Consider the following 18,098-nt stretch of genomic DNA (forward strand, 5'->3'; position numbering starts at 1 on the left):
TTCCCCTACATAATCTTGAATGCCGGATCTTCAAAGGCCTCGGCAGAAGGAAGCGGGCTCGCGGCATAGGCGGACTTAATTCCGTCGATCCAGCGCTTGGACTTTTCGGTCAACTGGAAGCCCTTGGTCATCGACCGGCCGCGGGTGACCAGAATGCCAAGGTCGGCACCTTCGTAGCGGTAGTCGCCGACGTTGGAGATGCGCAGAAAGAACGCCTCGTCCTCGCTCTCGACCGCTCGGCGGTGGTAGTCAAACCGGTCAAACACCACCTGGCCATCCGGCTGCATCCGGTAGATGCCGGATTGCGGTGCCGAAGTCACGATGTCGACGGTGTCGTCGGTGTGTTTGATGACCATCTGCGACCAGGAGTCGATCATGTTTGGGTCGGCCCAGCGGTCGTTCAGTTCCCCAACGTCCAACTTGAACGGCTTTTTCGAGAACTCCAGCAAATGGAACAGGAAAAGGGGCGCGTCAGCATGGGCAAAGGCTGCGTGGTTGGTCATCGATGACGCTCCGGTGATGCGCGGGTTCAGCTCGCCCAGCCAGATCTCTCCGGTTTTCTTGTCGATCAGGAAGTCCAACTCGAAATAGCCGCGGTAGCCTTCCTTGCGCAGCTGTTCGCCGAACTTGAAGGTCAGCTCCCGCGCCCGTTCGCGGGTCTTGGGCGGGAAGGCAGTAGCGAAAATCTCGTTGCCGCACCAGCCGCCGCGGTAAGGGGTCAGCTCGTTGAAGCCGACAAGCTCGGTCATCAGCGGCCCGACGATGGTGCCTTGGGAGGTGGCGCAAGCCTCAATCGCGGAGCCGCGGCAATCGATCCGCTTCATGATCTTGATCTCGCCCTCGCCGACGATCTCGTGCTCGTGCTTGCGAAAATCGGCCTCGGACTTGACGAAGAACGTCGTGTGGCCGGAATCTCCGAAGGCGCTTTGCAGCACCAGATCATTGCCGAGGTCCGCCTTCTGGCAAATTTCTTTTAGGTGCTTGTAGCTTTCCACTTCGGACAGCGTGTTTGGCACCGAGGGCACGCCCGCCTTGTTGCCGACGCGGACGGTTTCGATCTTGTTGTCCATCCTGGTGCGCAGTTCTGCCTTGGGGAACCACAGTTCACCGCCGAGTTCCTCAACCAGTTCCTCGGTCTTTTCATCGAACATCAGAAACACGAACTTCGGCTTGCCGCCGCGCGCCTTGATGTAGTCCCGCACCTCCTTGTGCTGCAGCAGGTAGTTGTTGATGTCCTCGATCGACTGGAACTCGTCATGCGGCAGTTCGGACGGCACCAGCACGTTCGGGTGGCGGCCGTCGAAGCAGTCCATGTAGCAGATGTACTTGAAGTTCTTCACCCATTCATCAAGCCCAAGAAGGTTAAAGTTCGTCGCTGAAACAAAATAGACCGGGTCCGCATTGGTGTGGAAATAGCGGCGGATCTCCGAGAGGTTTTTCAGAACTTTCTTCGGCATATATCTTCTCCCCTGTGAAATTTATTTTTGGACGGACTGCAAAGCCTCTTTGGTGAAAACACGCAGTCCCAGATCCTCGCGGTACCCGTGGATCTCGCTGACATCGAGCGCCCGCATGAAGGACATTATTTCCGGACTGATGACCTGCCCGGGCACCAGGATAGGAAAGCCGGGCGGGTAGGGAATGATGAAGCTTGTTGAGACCAGCTCCTCACCCGCCTCCAGCCGCTGCATCAGTGCGTCATCGGCAGGGATGTAGTCGCAGTAGTCCTCGTTGTAGGCAAGGAAGAACGCGGTGCGGATGTCGCCCTCTGGCGTCTCCGCGCCCGCCCGGAAGGCATCGTGGAACCGGCTGAAATCGGGAAGCGGCGGCACATGTTCGATCAGCGCCGACACCCTGTTATCAAAGGATCGGCGCTCCATTTTGGAGGCGTCGTCCAAAAGTTCGTCCAATTCGTTGGCAATCTCCACCAGCACTTCGATCAGATAGGCGACTGAGGACCTGGTGGTGCCGATGTTGGTCATGAACAAAACGGTATTGCGGGATGTCTTGTTGATCTGGATCCCGTATTTGTCCATCAGGATCTTGGTCTTGAAGGTGTCGCCGTCCCAGCCGGTGCCGCCCACCGCGAGGGTAACGCGGGTCGGGTCCAGAACGAACTCGTCCTCCCGCCACATGTGCCAGGTATCCGCCCAGCCGTGATCCGGGTCGTAATAGGCGTCGACCCCGCTTTCGCGAAACGGCTCGGGGATCATGTCGCCGGCGGTCAGGACGCGGAAGTACTTCTGCAAAAGCGGGTTGTCGGAAATGGCCCGACGGATCGACATCGCGCTTTCGATCTGCTTTTGCACAAATTCGAACCCCTCCAGTTCCACCTGGCGCCGCCCGACGTCGAGCGAGGCGATGATCTGGTAGTTGGGCGAGGTCGAGGTGTGCGTCATGTAGGCTTCGTGGAAGGCCTGTTCGACCTCGCCTTTGAAGTCCTGGTCGTTGACGTGGATCATTGAGCCCTGGCGCAGCGACGTCAGGGTTTTGTGGGTCGACTGGGTGGCATAGGCGCGCACCCGTGCGTCCGGAGGCGGCACTAGCCGCGTATCCAGCCACTTGGCCTCATCCGCGTCTTTCAGCGCCTCCTGCTGTGCCTCCCACGCGGCTTTGGCTTCCGGGGTGCGCAGTGTCTGCCGCAGCGTGTTGGCGACCCCCATGGCCGTGCGCTGCCGGTAGGTTGGGTCAAAGCGCGCGAACGCGAACCAGGCCTCGTCCCACAGAAAGATCAGGTCTTTCTTGATCGCGAGACACTCCTCCATCACCCGCTGCACGTTGTAGACGATGCCATCGAAGGTGCAGTTGGTCAGCAGCACCATGCGGACCCGGTCCAGCTTGCCGGCCGCCAAGAGCTGCAACAGGGTGTGCTTGATTTCGCGCAGGGGCACCGCGCCATACATCGAGTGCTCGTGCAGCGGGTAGCTGTCCATGTAGACGACGCTCGCGCCCGCCAGCACCATCCCGTAGTGGTGCGACTTGTGGCAATCGCGGTCGACCAGAACGATATCGCCGGGCCGCACCACCGATTGCACCACGATCTTGTTGCAGGTCGAGGTTCCGTTGGTGGCAAAGAACGTGTGTTTCGCCCCGAACGCCCGCGCCGCCATGTCCTGCGCTTCCTTAATGGGCCCGCGCGGCTCCAGCAGACTGTCGAGCCCGCCGGAGGTGGCTGAGGTTTCGGCCAGAAAGATGTTGGAGCCGTAAAACGCCCCCATGTCCTGGATCCAGTGCGAGCGGCTGATCGACTTGCCGCGGCTGATCGGCATTGCGTGAAAAACGCCCGTCGGCTGTTTCGAATATTCCTTCAAGGCTGTGAAAAACGGTGACTTGTACCGCCGGTCGACGCCCCGGAGGACATTGAGATGCAGCTCCTGGAAATCTTCCTGGTTGTAAAACACGCGGCGGCAGCGGCCCAGGTCCAGGCCGGCGATCTCCTCGGCCGAGCGGTCGGTGACCAGATAGGCGTCCAGCTCCGGCCGGATCTTTTCGATCAGTCGACAGGATACCGGCCCGTATTCATGCGGCTCGATCGCATCGACCTCTTCCGCTTCACTCACGCGGGTCAGGTACTGGCTGAGGATCGGCAGCTCGATCTTGGATTTCAGCGAAAGCCCGGGGCGCACCACCACGGCCTGCACATTGTAATTGAACAGCACGCCAATCAGCGCATCCTCCAGCGAGGGCACGATGACGGGTTCGTAAATGAACGGATCCTCGACGCGGCGCATCCTCAGCAGGTTCTGCCGCAAAAACCGTTCCTGCGATTCCGACACATCATCGACAATCAGAACCTCGAAATAGGGTCGCCCCAGGGCGCGGGCCTCTGGCGCAAGCGAGGCTTCGTCTTCGTAATCCTCGTTGTCGATTTCGTCGGACGACAGCGGAATCGACCGCCGTCGGTAGGCGCCCGATGTCAACGCCCGTGCGATGCGTCGGACCGCGGTGGAAAGATCGCCGGTATTGCCCAGCTGCAACAGTCGCCGCAGGTGCTCGAAGGCATGGATGCCGGGAAACGCCCAGTACCGTTCGATCGGGGCCAGCACCTCGAAGAGATGCTCGGCTGTGGTCATCAGCTTCTTGCCTTGCCGGCTGTCAGCGCGGTGCCGCGAGAGACCTTCAGCGGCCTCCCGCAATGCGCTCCAACGGTCAGCGCGCAGCTGTGTCGCGCTGTAATAGTCTCGGATCGATGGGAATTTCTTCTTCAATTGCAAGTTCAATACCTGCCCCCCTTTCTGACGCGTCCGGACCAGAGCCGCTATCCGGTCCGATTAACCTGAGCCCGCCTTTCCGGGAAAGGCAGTGTAGTAGTGCGGCGTGAGTATTGAGTGGTCGGCCTCTTCCAGCGAGGTTCTGGGATCCGGCGCCTGCAGCCCGCGCAGCGAGCCTTGCCCGGGTGTCTCCAGCGGGCCGAGCGTCTTGAGGTAGGCATCAGCACCGCTGGTGCGGTCGTAGACGGTGAATTCGGCCTCTCGGTCGCGGAAGCTCTTCAACACTTGACCCAGCCCCTTGAGGCCGGTTTCGCGCTGGCGCCGGACCTGGTCGAGGTCAATTTCGATTGGGAACATATCCTCCTGGCCTGCCGACTGATGCAGCACCGTGGCCGAGGGGTCGACGACGATGGAGCGGCCGACACCGCCGGCACCCAGCCCGTTCACGTCGATGACGTAACACTGGAACTGGGCCGCCGTCGCGCGGGCGATGGCCAGTTCCGCTTCCCGGTCGGTGGTGCCGGTCAGCACCGGATGCAACAGCACCTCCACCCCCTGGCTGGTCAGCTGGCGCGTGGTTTCCGGGAACCAGATGTCATAGCAGATCGACAGTCCGAAGCGGCCAACCTCGGGAACGTCGAACACGCAGAAGTCGGTGCCCGCCGATATTCCCGCCTCATAGGGGCGGAAGGGAAACATCTTGGAATACTTGGCGACGATCTCACCTGCCGGGTTGATCACGACCGAGCTGTTGAAGATCTGGCCGTCTTCGGTTTTTTCAAACATGGAGCCTGGGATCAGCCAGATGCCGAAGCGACGGGCATCCTCCTGAAACTGCTGCAAGGCATCGTTCGGGAACGGCAGTGCGAAGCGGTCCAGCGGCCCGAACGGCGCAAGTTCGGAAAACAGGACCATCTGCGTCCAGGGAAACCGGGCCATGAGAATTTCGATTCGGTGCCGCATGGCCTCGACATTCGAGTGCAGCGCGGCGACATGCATTTGAACACCAGCAATTGCAAAAGGTGTCATATTGGGTGGATCTCCAACTAACTGTGTTGCAGCCACTCTATTGGCGCATCGCCGTCCTGGCTAGGGTCACGACACGTTGGTTCTCGTGGCAGGCCGGGATTCGCCCGTCAAATCTCCGCGGTGGCCGCTGTCATCGCCCCGCCTGAATGGTCTCGCGGCGCACGCGCATCGGCTGGCCTTCCAACCAAAGGCGGCCGACAATCTGCTCTGGTGCCCCCCCTTTCTTTCGACTGGGTGACCACCGTGTTGAGCACCTCTTTAAATCGCACCAGCTTGTGGCGGCGCGCGCGTCTGGCAGCCGCAGCCCGTTGCGTAGTCACACAGTTGTAGCCGCGCAGATACGGCAGATCACGGTCTTCGAAGCGATTTCGCTTGATCTCGCGGTAGGGCCAGGATTCAGAACCAGTAGATGACGGTTGGCGTGGGCTCGACGGCCGAGAGGAAGACTTTCGGATATCTGTTCTATCGGGTGGCCACGCGCCTCCAGTCCTTGAACCTGCTGAACATGATCTCGAGGCCGGTTCGCCGCTTGTAACGGCTCTTGTCGTACTTGAACTGCGTCTTCCGCTGCTTTCGGCCGGGGCTGCAGGCTCGTATCCCCTTGTCCTGCAACGCTTCTCTGAACCACTCAGCGTCATAGCCGCAATCCCCTAGCAGCCAATTGACGTTCGGCAGGCCGCTGAACGGAAACGACCGTTACGTGGTGATTGCCGAATTGCAGAGGGTCATTCCGCGGCGGCGGTGTTTTCGGCGCTCGCTTTGCCGATCTCGAATTTTCGCCGTAGTTCCTCGAACTTCGCGCGCTCCTTTTTCTCGCGCTCCGCAGCCCGCTCGGCCTTGCGGGCTTCCGAGGCTTCAGACTTGGCCGCATCGTAGGCTTCCACGATGGCCTCAACTTCGGGAGGGCACTGCGGATGTTCCATAATGGAGCGGCGGTCCTTACTGTCGCAATTTCGCAGCCCAGTAGTATGCCCATTAACTCGCTTCAGAGCAGAGGGGACCTGGTGTTCTTTTCTGAAGAAAACGTCTGTACTACTTGGATGTATTCCCCGGCAATTGGCTTACAGCACTTTCCCCAGTATGAAATGGGCGCGACCTCAGAATTTCATGCTCCTGACGGCAGCGTTCTCTTGACCTCCCATAACAACGAAACAGGAGAAAATGTGCTTTGGGCCACCGATGGAACCCCCGGTGGAACAATCGAACTCATGTCGGGATACACGATCCGGATTCTAAGCGTGGTCGACGGGGTGGTCTACGTTTCTCATCGCGTCGAAGGCCAGGAATTCGCATCAGCCATTGACGGGAGCGGAACCCTAATTGGTACCGCAGATCTCCCCGGTGGCGCAAACTGGGGACTGGTGCAGCTGGGAGCCTTTGAAGCTGGTACTGCTGGACGTGATCGGATGACCGGTGGAGTTGGAGACGACACATTCTTGGGCCTAGCGGGTGGTGACCGTTTGCGCGGTCAGGGTGGCGACGATGTGCTGAAAGGGCATGGCGGCCGGGATGTGCTCTATGGAGCGGATGGTGACGATCTCCTTGAAGGCGGCGCCGCAAGAGACCGCCTGCTTGGCGGCCGAGGGAACGACACACTCAAATCAGGCACTGGGGATGATAGGCTTGTCGGCAGCTCTGGTCACGATTTGCTGCAAGGCCAGAAGGGCGACGATGTTCTTACAGGAGAGCGCGGCCGTGACACCTTTGTATTCAACCGGGACGACGGCAATGACACCATCACCGATTTTGAGCTTGGTATCGACCTGATCGAAATTGGTCACGGAGCGTCGCGATTGGGGCAGCTCCATTTCGAGCAGCAAGGCGACGATGCGGCCGTGAGCTTCCGCAACGTCGAAATCACTGTCGAGAATACGACTGTGGAAAAACTTCTGGGCGGCGACCACTTTTTTTCGTCTAAGCGGGCATGGCTTACAACTGGCTCGATAAAGGCCACTGCGCTGGGACTGCTATAGCGGCCCCGCGCCCCTACGCCTAGTCCCGTGCCATTTGCTGCATCCGCCGCAGGAGGACTTTGGCGCAGGCTTACCGGTTTCCGACCTTTCCGGTCCAGAAATAGGTTTCATAGACTGCTGTAAACCTGCGTTCGTACCTTTCGAGCCAAAAGGCGGTTGGATCTGGTCAAGGACCCTGGTTCGCTCCTGCAACCCTTCTTCGGACGGCCATTGTTTTTTGGGCCGCTGCGGAAACCGCCATGAAAGTGGCGGCAGGCCCTGCCAGCGCTGCGTCTTGATCCGGGGTTCCGTTTCTGTTTTGCATTGAATGAGGGCTGGCAAGGCGCATGCAGAGACCGCCCACTCCGGCAGTTTCTGGTGCGACGGTAAAAAGACGTAACCCGTTCGCCAGGGCTGCCACTCCGCTAGCTCTGCACGTCGGGATTTGTTGGCTTCGTCGCGCATGAAACACTAGCCCAAATGCGGCCGTAGCTCAGTGGTAGAGCATGAGGTTTCCACCCTCTGTGCGCCAGTTCGATTCTGGTCGGCCTCTCGTCCTCCTGTCCTCTTTTGACAGCGCTGACGCGCGCACGCGCGGGGAAGCCCCCGCAGGCTTGAAGAGCTTTAAGAGCTTTCCAACGTGCCGCTTGTCTCGAAAGAGCTGGAGCTGATCCTTGAAATCCAGACCGACGCTTTCTGGGAGGACGTTACGCCGGAGATGCTGAAGAACGTCCGCCGCCGCCGGAGACATCTGGCAGAACTCATCAAGCTCACTGAACGCAAAATCGTGATCACTGACTTTGGGGATGACATCGGTGAGGGTAATGCGATGCCCCGGGAGGCTGGCGGAGGCCATACCGGGCTCCTGCAGGGACTGCCTCCGGTCACTGCTTGAACATCAGGTTCGTTTCGCTCCCACCTGCGTACGCCTTACAAGGGCTCGACTGTGCCAGCGACAGCAATTGTTCTTACTGTCGAACGGTCTTTTCCGGGTGGTCTATTCTATGCTCCTCCGCCCGCCCCTTGCGGGCCGCTTCATGCGCAGCTTTGGCAAAGCGTCAAGCAGTAAGGTTTTCTCCCTTAGCTATCGCTGACCACCATGCCCGCAAACCAATCCGGCTTGAGCACTGGCCCGACTTCCTACAGCCACCTCACCATAGTTTGCGTTCGTTACAGCCGTGTTTTTTGAGCGCAAATATTTGCAACGCGGGCCGGGCCATTTTCGTTTGACGCTGCCTGCGACTCCGCTTATACGCCGATCCCACGACACCTGCCCAGGTGGCGGAATTGGTAGACGCGCTAGCTTCAGGTGCTAGTGTCCGTATGGACGTGGAGGTTCGAGTCCTCTCCTGGGCACCATTCCCCAAACAAGTGAGTTCAGCATTTTCTCCATGTTGTGTGTGGAAGATTGCTTCCGCCCGCGTAAACCAGCTTGCCCTGCCGCAGTTGAGTTTGACCGCCAAAGCGCCTATCTCCACTCCAGCACATGTCGGCGCGATGATCAGCAAAAGGGAATTCCAGTGGCCAACCACCTGTACAAGAACGATCTGCCCGACGGGCTGGACCTCGGCCCCGTTGTCGCCATCGATTGCGAGACCATGGGCCTGAACCCGCACCGTGACCGGCTTTGCGTGATCCAGATGTCAGGCGGTGACGGAAATGCCCATATCGTCCAGGTCGAAAAAGGCCAGACCGAAGCACCCAACCTATGCCGGATGCTGGAAGACCCAAATGTGCTGAAATTATTCCACTTTGGCCGCTTCGACATTGCCGCCATGCACCACGCATTCGGCGCCCTCGCGGCCCCGGTTTATTGCACCAAGATCGCCAGCCGCCTGGTCCGCACTTACACCGACCGTCATGGTCTCAAGAACCTGACCCAGGAACTCTTGGCCATCGACATATCCAAACAGCAGCAGATGAGCGATTGGGGTGCTGAAGAACTGACCGAAGCACAGCTCGACTATGCTGCCTCCGACGTGCTCCACCTCCACAAGCTGCGTAAAGCGCTGGACAAGCGCCTCGCCCGCGAAGGCCGTACCGAAATGGCGCAAGCCTGCTTTGATTTTCTCCCCATGCGTGCCAAGCTGGACCTGGCCGGCTGGCCCGAAATCGACATTTTTGCTCACTCATGACCGACACTGAAAAATTTCTCGTGACCGCGCGGCAGGTGATCACCGATGAAGCCAGCGCGCTGAACACCTTGGCTGAAAGTCTGGATGGGCGCTTTGCTGATGCGGTGCAGCTGATTCTGCAGGCCAAGGGCCGCATCATCATCAGCGGCATCGGCAAATCCGGCCACATCGGCCACAAGATCGCCGCGACCCTGGCCTCCACCGGCACGCCGGCCTATTTCGTGCATCCGGCCGAGGCCAGCCATGGCGACCTGGGGATGCTGTCCGAAGGCGATGTTGTGCTGGCAATCTCTAATTCGGGAGAGGCGCCGGAACTGGCCAATCTACTGATTTTCACCCGCCGTTTCGGGATTCCGCTGATCGGGCTGTCCAGCAAGATGGACAGCACCCTGATGAAGCAAGCGGATGTGCATCTGCAGATCCCCTCACTGGGCGAGGCCTGCGGTTTTGGCATGGTGCCTTCAATTTCCACCACGCTGACACTGGCAATAGGCGATGCGCTGGCGATAGCGTTGATGAAACACCGGGATTTCCGCCCGGAGAACTTCCGCGACTTCCACCCTGGCGGCAAACTGGGCGCGCAGCTCAGCAAGGTGCGCGACCTGATGCACGCCCGAGATGCCCTACCGCTTGTCACTGAGGACACCCCGATGTCCGATGCGCTGATCGAGATCAGCCAGAAGGGATTTGGAGTGGCAGGCGTGACCTCCGCAGATGGAGCGCTGGCCGGTATAATCACCGACGGCGACCTGCGCCGCCATATGGACGGTTTGCTGGACAAGAGCGCTGCCGAAGTCATGACCGCAAGCCCCGCCTCAATTGCTCCCGGCGCCATGGCCCAGGAGGCCGTCGCCGTTATGAACCAGCGCAAGATCACCTGCCTGTTCGTGGTTGATCCGGACAATGGCGGCAAGGCCGAAGGTCTCTTGCATATCCACGACTGCCTGCGCGCAGGCCTGGGTTGACGCAGGGCCAGGTGAGTAAAAGCATGGACAGTTATTCCAGAGCCGTTGCCTATCTCAAGGTGCTGCTGCCGCTGGCAGCATTGGTTCTGATGTCCACCATGTTCCTGATCTCCCGCGGAGTGAACACTGACGCGGTGATCCCTTTTGCCCAAAAGGAAATCGAAGACCGGATGAAAGGCCAGCAGGTCACTGCCCCCTTCTTTTCCGGCACCACCGCACAGGGCGACGAGATCATGGTTACCGCTGCACTGGCCCGTCCGGGCGGTGACGGCACACCTGCCGTCGCCAGCGATCTTTCCGCCGAATTCAATTTGGCTGAGGGCGGCAGGATCACGCTTAAGTCGGAAAGCGGCGCAATCCATCCTGGCCAGAATATGGCGCGCTTTAGCGGCAATGTGACTATCACCTCAGCAGACGGGCTGATTGTCGAGACCGAGGAACTGAACACAGCGTTAAGCGGGCTGGAAGCCAACAGCCCCGGTTCGGTCCGTGCGACAGGCCCAATCGGCGAACTGACCGCAGGTAATATGCGGATCGAAGCGAAAACCGGGGGCGGACCGGTCCATATACTGTTCAAAAACGGGGTGAAGCTGCTATACGATCCCCAGCAACCGGAAAGATAAACTGTGTCCTATTTGCGCGCATTGATTTTTTGCCTGCCGCTCGCGGTCTTTCCCGGCCTCGCGGCAGCGCAAACAGCATCCGTTGCTTTTGGCGCGGTCAAAGCCGATCCCAGTCAGCCGGTTGAAGTCACCGCCGACAATCTGGCGGTAAACCAAGCCAACGGCTCGGCAGAGTTTACCGGCAGCGTGCTCATTGTACAGGGCATCATGCGGCTGTCCGCTGACAAGGTTCTGGTGATCTACAAAACCGCTGGCGAAACTGAAGCCAAGGCCGGCATCGAACGGCTGGAAGCCACCGGCAATGTGGTTCTGGTCAGCGGTCCGGACGCTGCCGAGGCCCAACGCGCCGAATACACTATTGATCAAGGCACCATCGTGATGACCGGCAATGTGCTGCTGAACCAGAAAGGCGGCACACTGGCCTCCAACCGGCTTGAAGTGAACCTGACCACGGGCACCGCCAAAATGGCTGGCCGCGTGAAAACGATCCTAAACCCGGACGGCGGCAGAAACTGATGGCGAAACCTGGTCTGACCGTCACTGAAGGCTCCTCCGGGCTGCGCATTGAGAAACTGCGTAAATCCTACCGCAAACGGGTGGTGATCCGAGACGTATCGATGTCGCTGAACCGGGGCGAGGTGGTGGCACTTCTGGGTCCCAACGGGTCAGGCAAAACCACTAGTTTTTACACCATTGCAGGTCTGGTTTTCCCCGAAGCTGGCACCGTCAGCATCGACGGCCAGAACGTGACCGGCCTTCCTATGTACCGCCGCGCACGGCTTGGAATCGGCTACCTGCCACAGGAAATGTCGATCTTCCGCGGCCTGTCGGTCGAGGACAATATCTCTGCCGTGCTGGATATCTCGCAAAAGCACGAGCACAAGCGCCGCGAGCGCTTGGAAGAGCTGCTGTCGGATTTCTCGATCGAACATCTGCGTCGGGCTCCGGCGCTTGCGCTGTCTGGCGGTGAACGGCGCCGGGTCGAAATTGCCCGCTGCCTGGCTGCAGATCCGAAGTATCTGTTGCTTGACGAACCTTTCGCAGGTGTTGATCCGATCTCGGTCGGCGATATCCGCCACTTGGTTGCCGACCTCAAGAAGCGCGGTATCGGGGTGCTGATCACTGACCACAATGTACGCGAGACGCTGGAGATTGTAGACCGCGCTTATATCCTGCACGACGGCCAGGTGCTGATGTCCGGAAGCCCCGGGGAAGTGGTTGAAAATGAAAACGTCCGCCGGGTTTACCTGGGCGACAATTTCCGCATTTCCTAACCCTCGCGCTGGTGGCGAACCACCGGGAATTCTGCCTGAAAAGCCTTGGTTCTTTTTTCCGGGATATCCATTGACTCTCCCGCTGACTTGCCGTCGAATTGACTCATGGCATACGCGCAGTCCGATGCAATCCGCTTAATAGCCTTGGCAACAAGGCCCGGATGGATGCACCCGGACGGCTGGCCTGCCCCCCGGTTCCGGACCTGACGTGACAGCGCCAAGGATTGCCTTGGCGGCGGGCCCGGCCGCAATAATTCGTAAAGGAGATCACATGCGTTACAAAATAAGCGGTAAACAGATCGACATCGGCGAAGCTCTGCAGACACATGTGCAGAACGAGCTGGGTTCGGCCGTTCAAAAATACGCCGAACGGCCAACCGACGCGACCGTGGTCTTTTCCCGTTCGGCGCATGAATATGTGTGTGAAGCCACCGTCCATCTGTCGACCGGATTGAGCGCTCAGGCCAAGGCGCACGAAACCGAAATCTACGCCGCATTCGATGCCTGCTGCGAAAAAATGGAAAAGCAATTGCGCCGTTACAAGCGCCGGCTGAAGGATCACCACAAGGATCGCAGCGAACCGGTTGAACATCTGGGCGCCAATTCGTATATCCTCGCCTCAGAGGAAGCGGATTCCGAACCGGACTCGCTGCAGCCGATCATCGTCGCCGAAATGGAAACCCGCATACCGTCGCTGTCGGTCGGCGAGGCGGTGATGCAGATGGAGCTGGCAGGGGCACCGGTTCTGGTCTTCCGCAACGAAGGCAAAGACGGGTTGAATGTGGTCTACCGCCGCGAAGACGGCAACATCGGCTGGATTGATCCGTAATCACACCTAAGGCATCGGCGCCCCAGAGGGGGCGCCGGAACGGAGCAGACATATGCAGATTTCCAGCATCCTCAAGCCAGAGGCCGTCCGGGTAATCGGTGCGGCCTCAAGCAAGAAGCGCTTGTTCCAGGAAATCGCAGACATCGCTCAACTTGCATACGGGCAGGATGCCCAAGCGGCGGTCGAGGCCTTGCTGGACCGCGAAAGCCTCGGCCCTACCGGTGTTGGCCATGGCGTCGCACTGCCGCACGCCAGGCTCGACACGGTCAGCGAGGTTCGCGGCATCTTCCTGATCCTGGAAAAGCCGCTGGATTTCGGAGCGGTTGACCGCCAGCCTGTGGATATTGCCTTTGCCCTGTTTGCTCCGGAAGATGCCGGCGTCGAGCATTTGAAGGCCTTGGCGCTGGTGTCACGCACCCTGCGCGAACAAAGCTTCTGCACCAAACTGCGCGCCAACCACGACCCGGCTACGCTATACACCATACTGACAGAAGATCAGTCCGTCCAAGCGGCCTGAATTCTGCGCTATGTCTGCCGCCCCCTGATTTTGCGGGCTTTTCAGCCTGCGTTCCTTCGGTCAGAAGCCACCTCTCCCCGGGTTCTTTTCCACACACTCTCCCGCCAGCCATCGGCCGCCATTTCACGGCACTCTTCGCATCGGTCCGTGCAGCAGCCTCCGATAGCCGGATGTTGCCCTGATTTGAAAAGTTCCGCCCCAAATGCGGCGCCAGGCCCAAAGCCGCCCTGGAGGTGGCCCAAGCCAAACCTCCGGCGGGTGCGGGAGCACGGCACCTGTTTTAACGCAGGCGGATCAGCCTGCACGCCAGGGACCAAAGCCAAACGCCAGATAATCGCGCTGGTACACCGAAGCGATAAGCGCCTCCAGATCCGCGTCGTATATATCATCCAGCCCAAAGGGCGCCTGGGGTGCAACAGCCGGAACTTCGCCTGGCTCCAACCGGCCCTGCCTGCGGGCCAGTTCGGGCAGATCTTCACTCATCTCCGCCTCGCGGATCAGCAAATCCGGCGGCCCAAGTTCAGCGAACCCGGCCAGCGTCTGGCTTTGGCTGATCCACTCCGCATCCACCCGGATCGAAGTCTGCCCTGACAGATTGGCCCGGACGAATTTCAGAAAACCGGTAAAAGCGTCCCGGTGCTGCGCCCGAGTATAACTCTCATCCGGTCCCTCTTCGGGCAAAATCAGCCCGAACTGCCGCCGCAGCGTATTGCGGATGGCACGGTAGCTGCCTTCGCCGGCATTCAAGATCCGGTGGCAGAACACCGCGTGGGCCCGCATCGCGGGGTGACGCAAAACGGTAAAACTGCGGAACCCCTTATTGCCGCGCTTCCACTGGCGCAGCTGTTTCTGGTTCATGCCCTGGATCAGCCCGTCTGGCGCCACGTGATCCAGCCCGCCCATCCATTGCACAACTTCCTTATCCGGTCCGCCCTTGATGGGCATGTACAAAAGCGGCGTCACCACTCCCGCCACATAACCAGGGACCGCCGGGCCGCGGCGCGGCTCGAAATTGGGGGTGCGGGTGAGGTTGAAGCGGTCCAAGCCCGACAGCGCCTCTTGCATTGCCTCAGGGTTTGCCACCTTGGCCAGCACCGGCGCAGGGTTCTGCCGCTTGAGGCTCCCATCCAGTGCCTCCAGCTGTTGCGAAACGCCCAGCCAGCGCGCCAGCCCGTTCATCACTTCAACGCTTTGCAGGTCCTCGTAAGCCACGTAGAACGCCGTCTGCCCCAGCGCCTGCAACCGGTTCAGCAGCGTGACCTGGAAATCTTGCAGTGCCTCCACATGAGCGGAAAATTCCAACGCATCAAACTGCGCCTTGGCTTCCTTGCGGCGTTTTACATCGGTTAGCTTCCATTGCCCGGTTGCCTTGGCAATCTTCCAGGACACATAGCTGTCCAGCGGGTTGCGGGTCAGGATGATCTTGGCACAGCGCGGATCTTCTAGCATCAGATCCAGAACCCGCGGATCATGGTCATGGAAATAACGGCAGCCGCCCAGCGCCTTTGGATCTGATTTGATCTGTTGAATCAACCGGACCGGATCCGCCTCCCGCATGGCCTGGGTCACCCCCAGAATATCGCTTTTATTAGGATAGCCGATGAAATGCGGATTGAAGGCTTCGCCGTGGCAGGTAAGCCCGTCAAAAGCATTCAGGTTGGTCTCCAGAAAATTGGAGCCCGTCCGCATTTCTGCAAAGACAACAAAATAATCGAACAAAGAAGCAGACATTAGATTTTATCGCACCAGATAGGGTTTGCGCTGCGGCTTGGAGAGGCTGACTGGGCTTTTCTCAACTGGAAAATCTCCCATCAAATAGGGATGCATGCCCTGGTTTTTGAGATTCTGCAGGAACTGCCCAAAGCCCTCAAGGTTCGTCATCTTGGGCGCCTCGCTCAGATGACGTGCTGCCAGAGGGCCGATTTCGTCAATGATCGTCTGCAGCGGCTCCATCGGTGCCTCCACAAACTCAGCCATGCTCCAGATCCGCACCCGTGCCTTGGTCCATTGCGAGCGCAGGATCTGCAGCTGCTCAGCCTCTGTCTGCTGCAGTTTTGCCGCTTTCTGCCGGAGTTCTGAGAAATTGCAGTTGGACTTGAACAACGGCACCGCCCAGGCACCGCTGATGACAGAAATCTGCACATTGGCATCCCGCGCCATCAACCAGTTCACTGCCTGATTGTCGCCGGGTCCGAACTGAAAACACTGGCGTTCGCCGCGGGTGTTCCAAATCAGGCTGGTCAGAAAGCTTTCCGGATTATAGTCGCGGATCTTAGCATGGCTGTTGAGGCAGCCATTGATCAAGCTCTGCCCTTCAGAGAACGCCGCCCCTTGCGGTGCGAATATGTGCCCATGAACACGCGCGCCCGTGGTTCGGGCCAGCCAGCCCTCAAAATCGTCGAACAGTTCCGTAAAGCCTTGGAACACCGAATAGGGGCTGGATGTAATGCCATTCTCCGAGCCTTGGTCGGGAAACCGGCTTTGCATGTATAAACCGGGCCTGCCGCGGGTGCGCCGCTCTACCGCCTTAGCAAAAATCCGGTCGATCTTTCCCGGGTTCGGCTCAGTCCGTTTCATCGCACCAGCAGGGTCGGTCAGAAACGCCTGATACAGGCGTTCAGCATGAGGCCAGATCTTGCGGGCAACAAAGCAATCGGACCGGCGCAGAAGCTGCAAATGATCATCGTAGAAGATATGCGGCTTACCCTGAAAATCGAACTTCGACAGCGTCAGAGAGCGGCTTTCGATATTACAGGAATACTGCCGCACTAGAGTCTGGAAATAACTCTCATCCGGAATCCAGACCTTGCGGAAAAAGGTATCATAAACCGGACGTTCCGGATCCTCAAGGATCGCCGACAGGGTATGGCGGGTCAGGCACCACCATTGGCTGCCCATATGCGGGACAAGACCGGGCGGGATCCGGCGCATGAAACGCAGTTTGCGCTGCAGATCCACGTAACGGTCAAACAGATAACGGTGTTTCTTCCAGGAAAATGGGAACCTAAGCGTGAAACGCTCATGGCTTAGCCCGCCGACAATCCACGGCACATCCGCAGTGGTGGCGCTTTCAATAAAATCGGTGCGCGGGCGGGCTGCCAGGTAATCGATCAGCTCCTGCACCGGCCGGAGCGGCAGGCACGACCCTGAAGCCAGATAGACATGGCGCACTTGCGGAAACTCCGCCAGCATCACTTCGGACGCCGATTGCGAAGCCGCAACAATTCCCCAGGTGCCCCATTCGCACCGATGGCGGGCGGAAAACCTGACCAGCGGGTCATCCGCCAGCGCGTCTTTGAAACGCGTGAACGCCTGTTTCCCCACGTTGCGGTCAACATGCAGCACCACCGGGCAGCCGCTGGCTGTCCAGTGCCGTACCACCTGCGCCGCCCGCTCCAACGCGGTGTGCACCAGCATGACGACCCCGACCGCGCTCATGCCCAGTTTCCTTTGGACATCATCCCCAAAATCTCAAGCTGGCGCCAGTTGATGTATTTTTCACTCCATTTGCACCACAGCTCGGGTTGATCCTCCAGCCTTCCTGCATAGGCCTTGTACTCTGCGGAGCCAGCATAATGCTGCCCGCGGACCAGCTCCTCCTGCGCCTTAACAGTGAAGGTATCGAGGAATTTAGTATGCAAGAGCGCCCCGCTTGCCTTCTCGCCGCCATCAGCCTCATAGACCTGGTTCAATCCCCGCGGCAACAGCGCGTGGGTAGAGCTGGCATAGGCATAGCGGCGGTGCCATTTGACCAGCGGGATCTTGTTCAGCGCCGGCGCCCGCTGGGGCTGGTCTGCAAAAAACACCCGCGACCGCGGCCCGCCTTGGATCCACAAATTGCCGTATTCCGGGTTGCGGCGGATCGTGTAGTTGCCGCTGTCGAACCAATGGGCAATCTCCAGCGGGTTCTGCCCCGGCTGGTACGGAACCTCGCCAATTCTTCCCTTGGGATAGACATCGATCAGCATGGCCGAAAAACTGCGGATCGCCGAATTGTCCAGCCAATCTGTCAAAGCGCGGATCGGCCGGGTATCGCAGAACGGGTAGATAAAGAATTCATCCGGATCCACCACCAGAACCCAATGCCCATCCGCATATTTGCGTTTGAGGCCGTTCATCCAGTCAATGCCGAAGCCGGAACGCTTGTAGCTCGCTGTCGTGTGCCACAGAGAAACATCGTCCATGCCGCGCAGATAGTCCGCGCTGCCATCGGTGGAGCCATTGTCAATAAACAGGAAATGATTAATTCCCATGCCGCGGTAATACTGCAAGAAATAGGGCAGCCGGATCTGCTCGTTGCGCATGGTGCAGACCAGCAGGATATCCCCCGGCCGGATTGCCTTGGTCTTGTCCTGCACAGTCGTTAGCTCACTGGATTTGCGCACCGCACGGATCAAACGCCGCTTGCGCCGCAACCGCATCCGGTAAGAATCCCAAAGCCCCACGTTCACTCCAAACTAATATCCAGGGAGCGCGCTCACCCGTACAGGTCTAACAGAACCTGCCTCAAGTTTCCGCACAATATGTCACGAGCATATTGTATTAACAACGAATTTAGAAACA

16 protein-coding genes, 2 tRNA genes and 1 pseudogene are annotated in these 18,098 nt (G+C 59.2%); 11 read left to right on the forward strand and 8 right to left on the reverse strand.

The window, feature by feature from the left end; genetic code table 11:
- Positions 1-5: 5 nt before the first annotated feature.
- From METH_RS18795 to METH_RS18815, 5 genes and pseudogenes are all read right to left on the reverse strand, one after another.
- A complete protein-coding gene (locus METH_RS18795; RefSeq protein ID WP_024092061.1) occupies positions 6-1,457 on the reverse strand; it encodes a biotin carboxylase in 1,452 nt (483 codons plus the stop codon).
- 21 nt (positions 1,458-1,478) lie between these two features.
- Positions 1,479-4,220, reverse strand: coding sequence for an aminotransferase class I/II-fold pyridoxal phosphate-dependent enzyme (locus tag METH_RS18800; protein WP_024092062.1), 2,742 nt, complete (start codon positions 4,218-4,220; stop codon positions 1,479-1,481).
- Positions 4,221-4,271: 51 nt separating this feature from the next.
- Positions 4,272-5,240: a carbon-nitrogen hydrolase family protein gene (locus METH_RS18805; RefSeq protein WP_024092063.1), complete on the reverse strand. Its 969-nt coding sequence runs from the start codon at positions 5,238-5,240 to the stop codon at positions 4,272-4,274.
- A 396-nt stretch (positions 5,241-5,636) separates the two neighbouring features.
- A pseudogene (locus METH_RS18810) lies at positions 5,637-5,921 on the reverse strand (transposase); the annotation flags it as partial.
- A 44-nt stretch (positions 5,922-5,965) separates the two neighbouring features.
- Positions 5,966-6,163, reverse strand: a complete 198-nt coding sequence (locus METH_RS18815) for a hypothetical protein (protein WP_024092065.1) — start codon at positions 6,161-6,163, stop codon at positions 5,966-5,968.
- A gap of 45 nt (positions 6,164-6,208) precedes the next feature.
- On the opposite strand from METH_RS18815, the gene METH_RS22830 reads away from it, so the two are divergent.
- The 11 genes from METH_RS22830 (at position 6,209) to METH_RS18875 (ending at position 13,535) form a co-directional block, all read left to right on the forward strand.
- Positions 6,209-7,213: a calcium-binding protein gene (locus METH_RS22830; protein WP_052348748.1), complete on the forward strand. Its 1,005-nt coding sequence runs from the start codon at positions 6,209-6,211 to the stop codon at positions 7,211-7,213.
- A gap of 461 nt (positions 7,214-7,674) precedes the next feature.
- A tRNA-Gly gene (locus METH_RS18825) sits at positions 7,675-7,745 on the forward strand.
- Between the two features lie 87 nt (positions 7,746-7,832).
- A complete protein-coding gene (locus tag METH_RS18830; protein WP_024092067.1) occupies positions 7,833-8,087 on the forward strand; it encodes a hypothetical protein in 255 nt (84 codons plus the stop codon).
- A 377-nt stretch (positions 8,088-8,464) separates the two neighbouring features.
- A tRNA-Leu gene (locus METH_RS18835) sits at positions 8,465-8,551 on the forward strand.
- A 161-nt stretch (positions 8,552-8,712) separates the two neighbouring features.
- Positions 8,713-9,327: a ribonuclease D gene (locus METH_RS18840; protein WP_024092068.1), complete on the forward strand. Its 615-nt coding sequence runs from the start codon at positions 8,713-8,715 to the stop codon at positions 9,325-9,327.
- Complete coding sequence (locus METH_RS18845; RefSeq protein WP_024092069.1) at positions 9,324-10,292, forward strand: KpsF/GutQ family sugar-phosphate isomerase; 969 nt, start codon at positions 9,324-9,326, stop codon at positions 10,290-10,292. Before METH_RS18840 ends, METH_RS18845 begins: the two co-directional genes overlap by 4 nt.
- A 23-nt stretch (positions 10,293-10,315) precedes the next feature.
- Positions 10,316-10,915, forward strand: coding sequence for an LPS export ABC transporter periplasmic protein LptC (lptC, locus tag METH_RS18850; RefSeq protein ID WP_024092070.1), 600 nt, complete (start codon positions 10,316-10,318; stop codon positions 10,913-10,915).
- Between the two features lie 3 nt (positions 10,916-10,918).
- Positions 10,919-11,431 carry a lipopolysaccharide transport periplasmic protein LptA gene (lptA, locus tag METH_RS18855; RefSeq protein ID WP_024092071.1) on the forward strand — a complete coding sequence of 171 codons (513 nt, stop codon included), beginning with the start codon at positions 10,919-10,921 and terminating at the stop codon, positions 11,429-11,431.
- Positions 11,431-12,189: an LPS export ABC transporter ATP-binding protein gene (gene lptB / locus METH_RS18860; protein WP_024092072.1), complete on the forward strand. Its 759-nt coding sequence runs from the start codon at positions 11,431-11,433 to the stop codon at positions 12,187-12,189. Before lptA ends, lptB begins: the two co-directional genes overlap by 1 nt.
- Positions 12,190-12,460: 271 nt before the next feature.
- The gene (gene hpf / locus METH_RS18870) at positions 12,461-13,018 is read left to right on the forward strand and encodes a ribosome hibernation-promoting factor, HPF/YfiA family (RefSeq protein WP_024092073.1); all 558 of its coding nucleotides are present in this window, start codon (positions 12,461-12,463) and stop codon (positions 13,016-13,018) included.
- A 52-nt stretch (positions 13,019-13,070) separates the two neighbouring features.
- Positions 13,071-13,535 carry a PTS sugar transporter subunit IIA gene (locus METH_RS18875; protein WP_024092074.1) on the forward strand — a complete coding sequence of 155 codons (465 nt, stop codon included), beginning with the start codon at positions 13,071-13,073 and terminating at the stop codon, positions 13,533-13,535.
- 294 nt (positions 13,536-13,829) lie between these two features.
- On the opposite strand, the gene METH_RS18880 is transcribed toward METH_RS18875, so the two are convergent.
- Genes METH_RS18880 through METH_RS18890 form a run of 3 tightly spaced genes read right to left on the reverse strand, consistent with a single transcriptional unit; the run spans position 13,830 to position 17,956 of the window.
- The gene (locus METH_RS18880; RefSeq protein ID WP_024092075.1) at positions 13,830-15,266 is read right to left on the reverse strand and encodes a nodulation protein NodH; all 1,437 of its coding nucleotides are present in this window, start codon (positions 15,264-15,266) and stop codon (positions 13,830-13,832) included.
- A gap of 6 nt (positions 15,267-15,272) precedes the next feature.
- Positions 15,273-16,973 (reverse strand): DUF5927 domain-containing protein, encoded by a 1,701-nt coding sequence (locus METH_RS18885; protein ID WP_024092076.1) that lies wholly within the window; start codon positions 16,971-16,973, stop codon positions 15,273-15,275.
- Positions 16,970-17,956 carry a glycosyltransferase family 2 protein gene (locus METH_RS18890; RefSeq protein ID WP_024092077.1) on the reverse strand — a complete coding sequence of 329 codons (987 nt, stop codon included), beginning with the start codon at positions 17,954-17,956 and terminating at the stop codon, positions 16,970-16,972. Before METH_RS18890 ends, METH_RS18885 begins: the two co-directional genes overlap by 4 nt.
- Positions 17,957-18,098 lie beyond the last annotated feature (142 nt).

This window comes from Leisingera methylohalidivorans DSM 14336 (assembly GCF_000511355.1).
Taxonomy (GTDB): domain Bacteria; phylum Pseudomonadota; class Alphaproteobacteria; order Rhodobacterales; family Rhodobacteraceae; genus Leisingera; species Leisingera methylohalidivorans.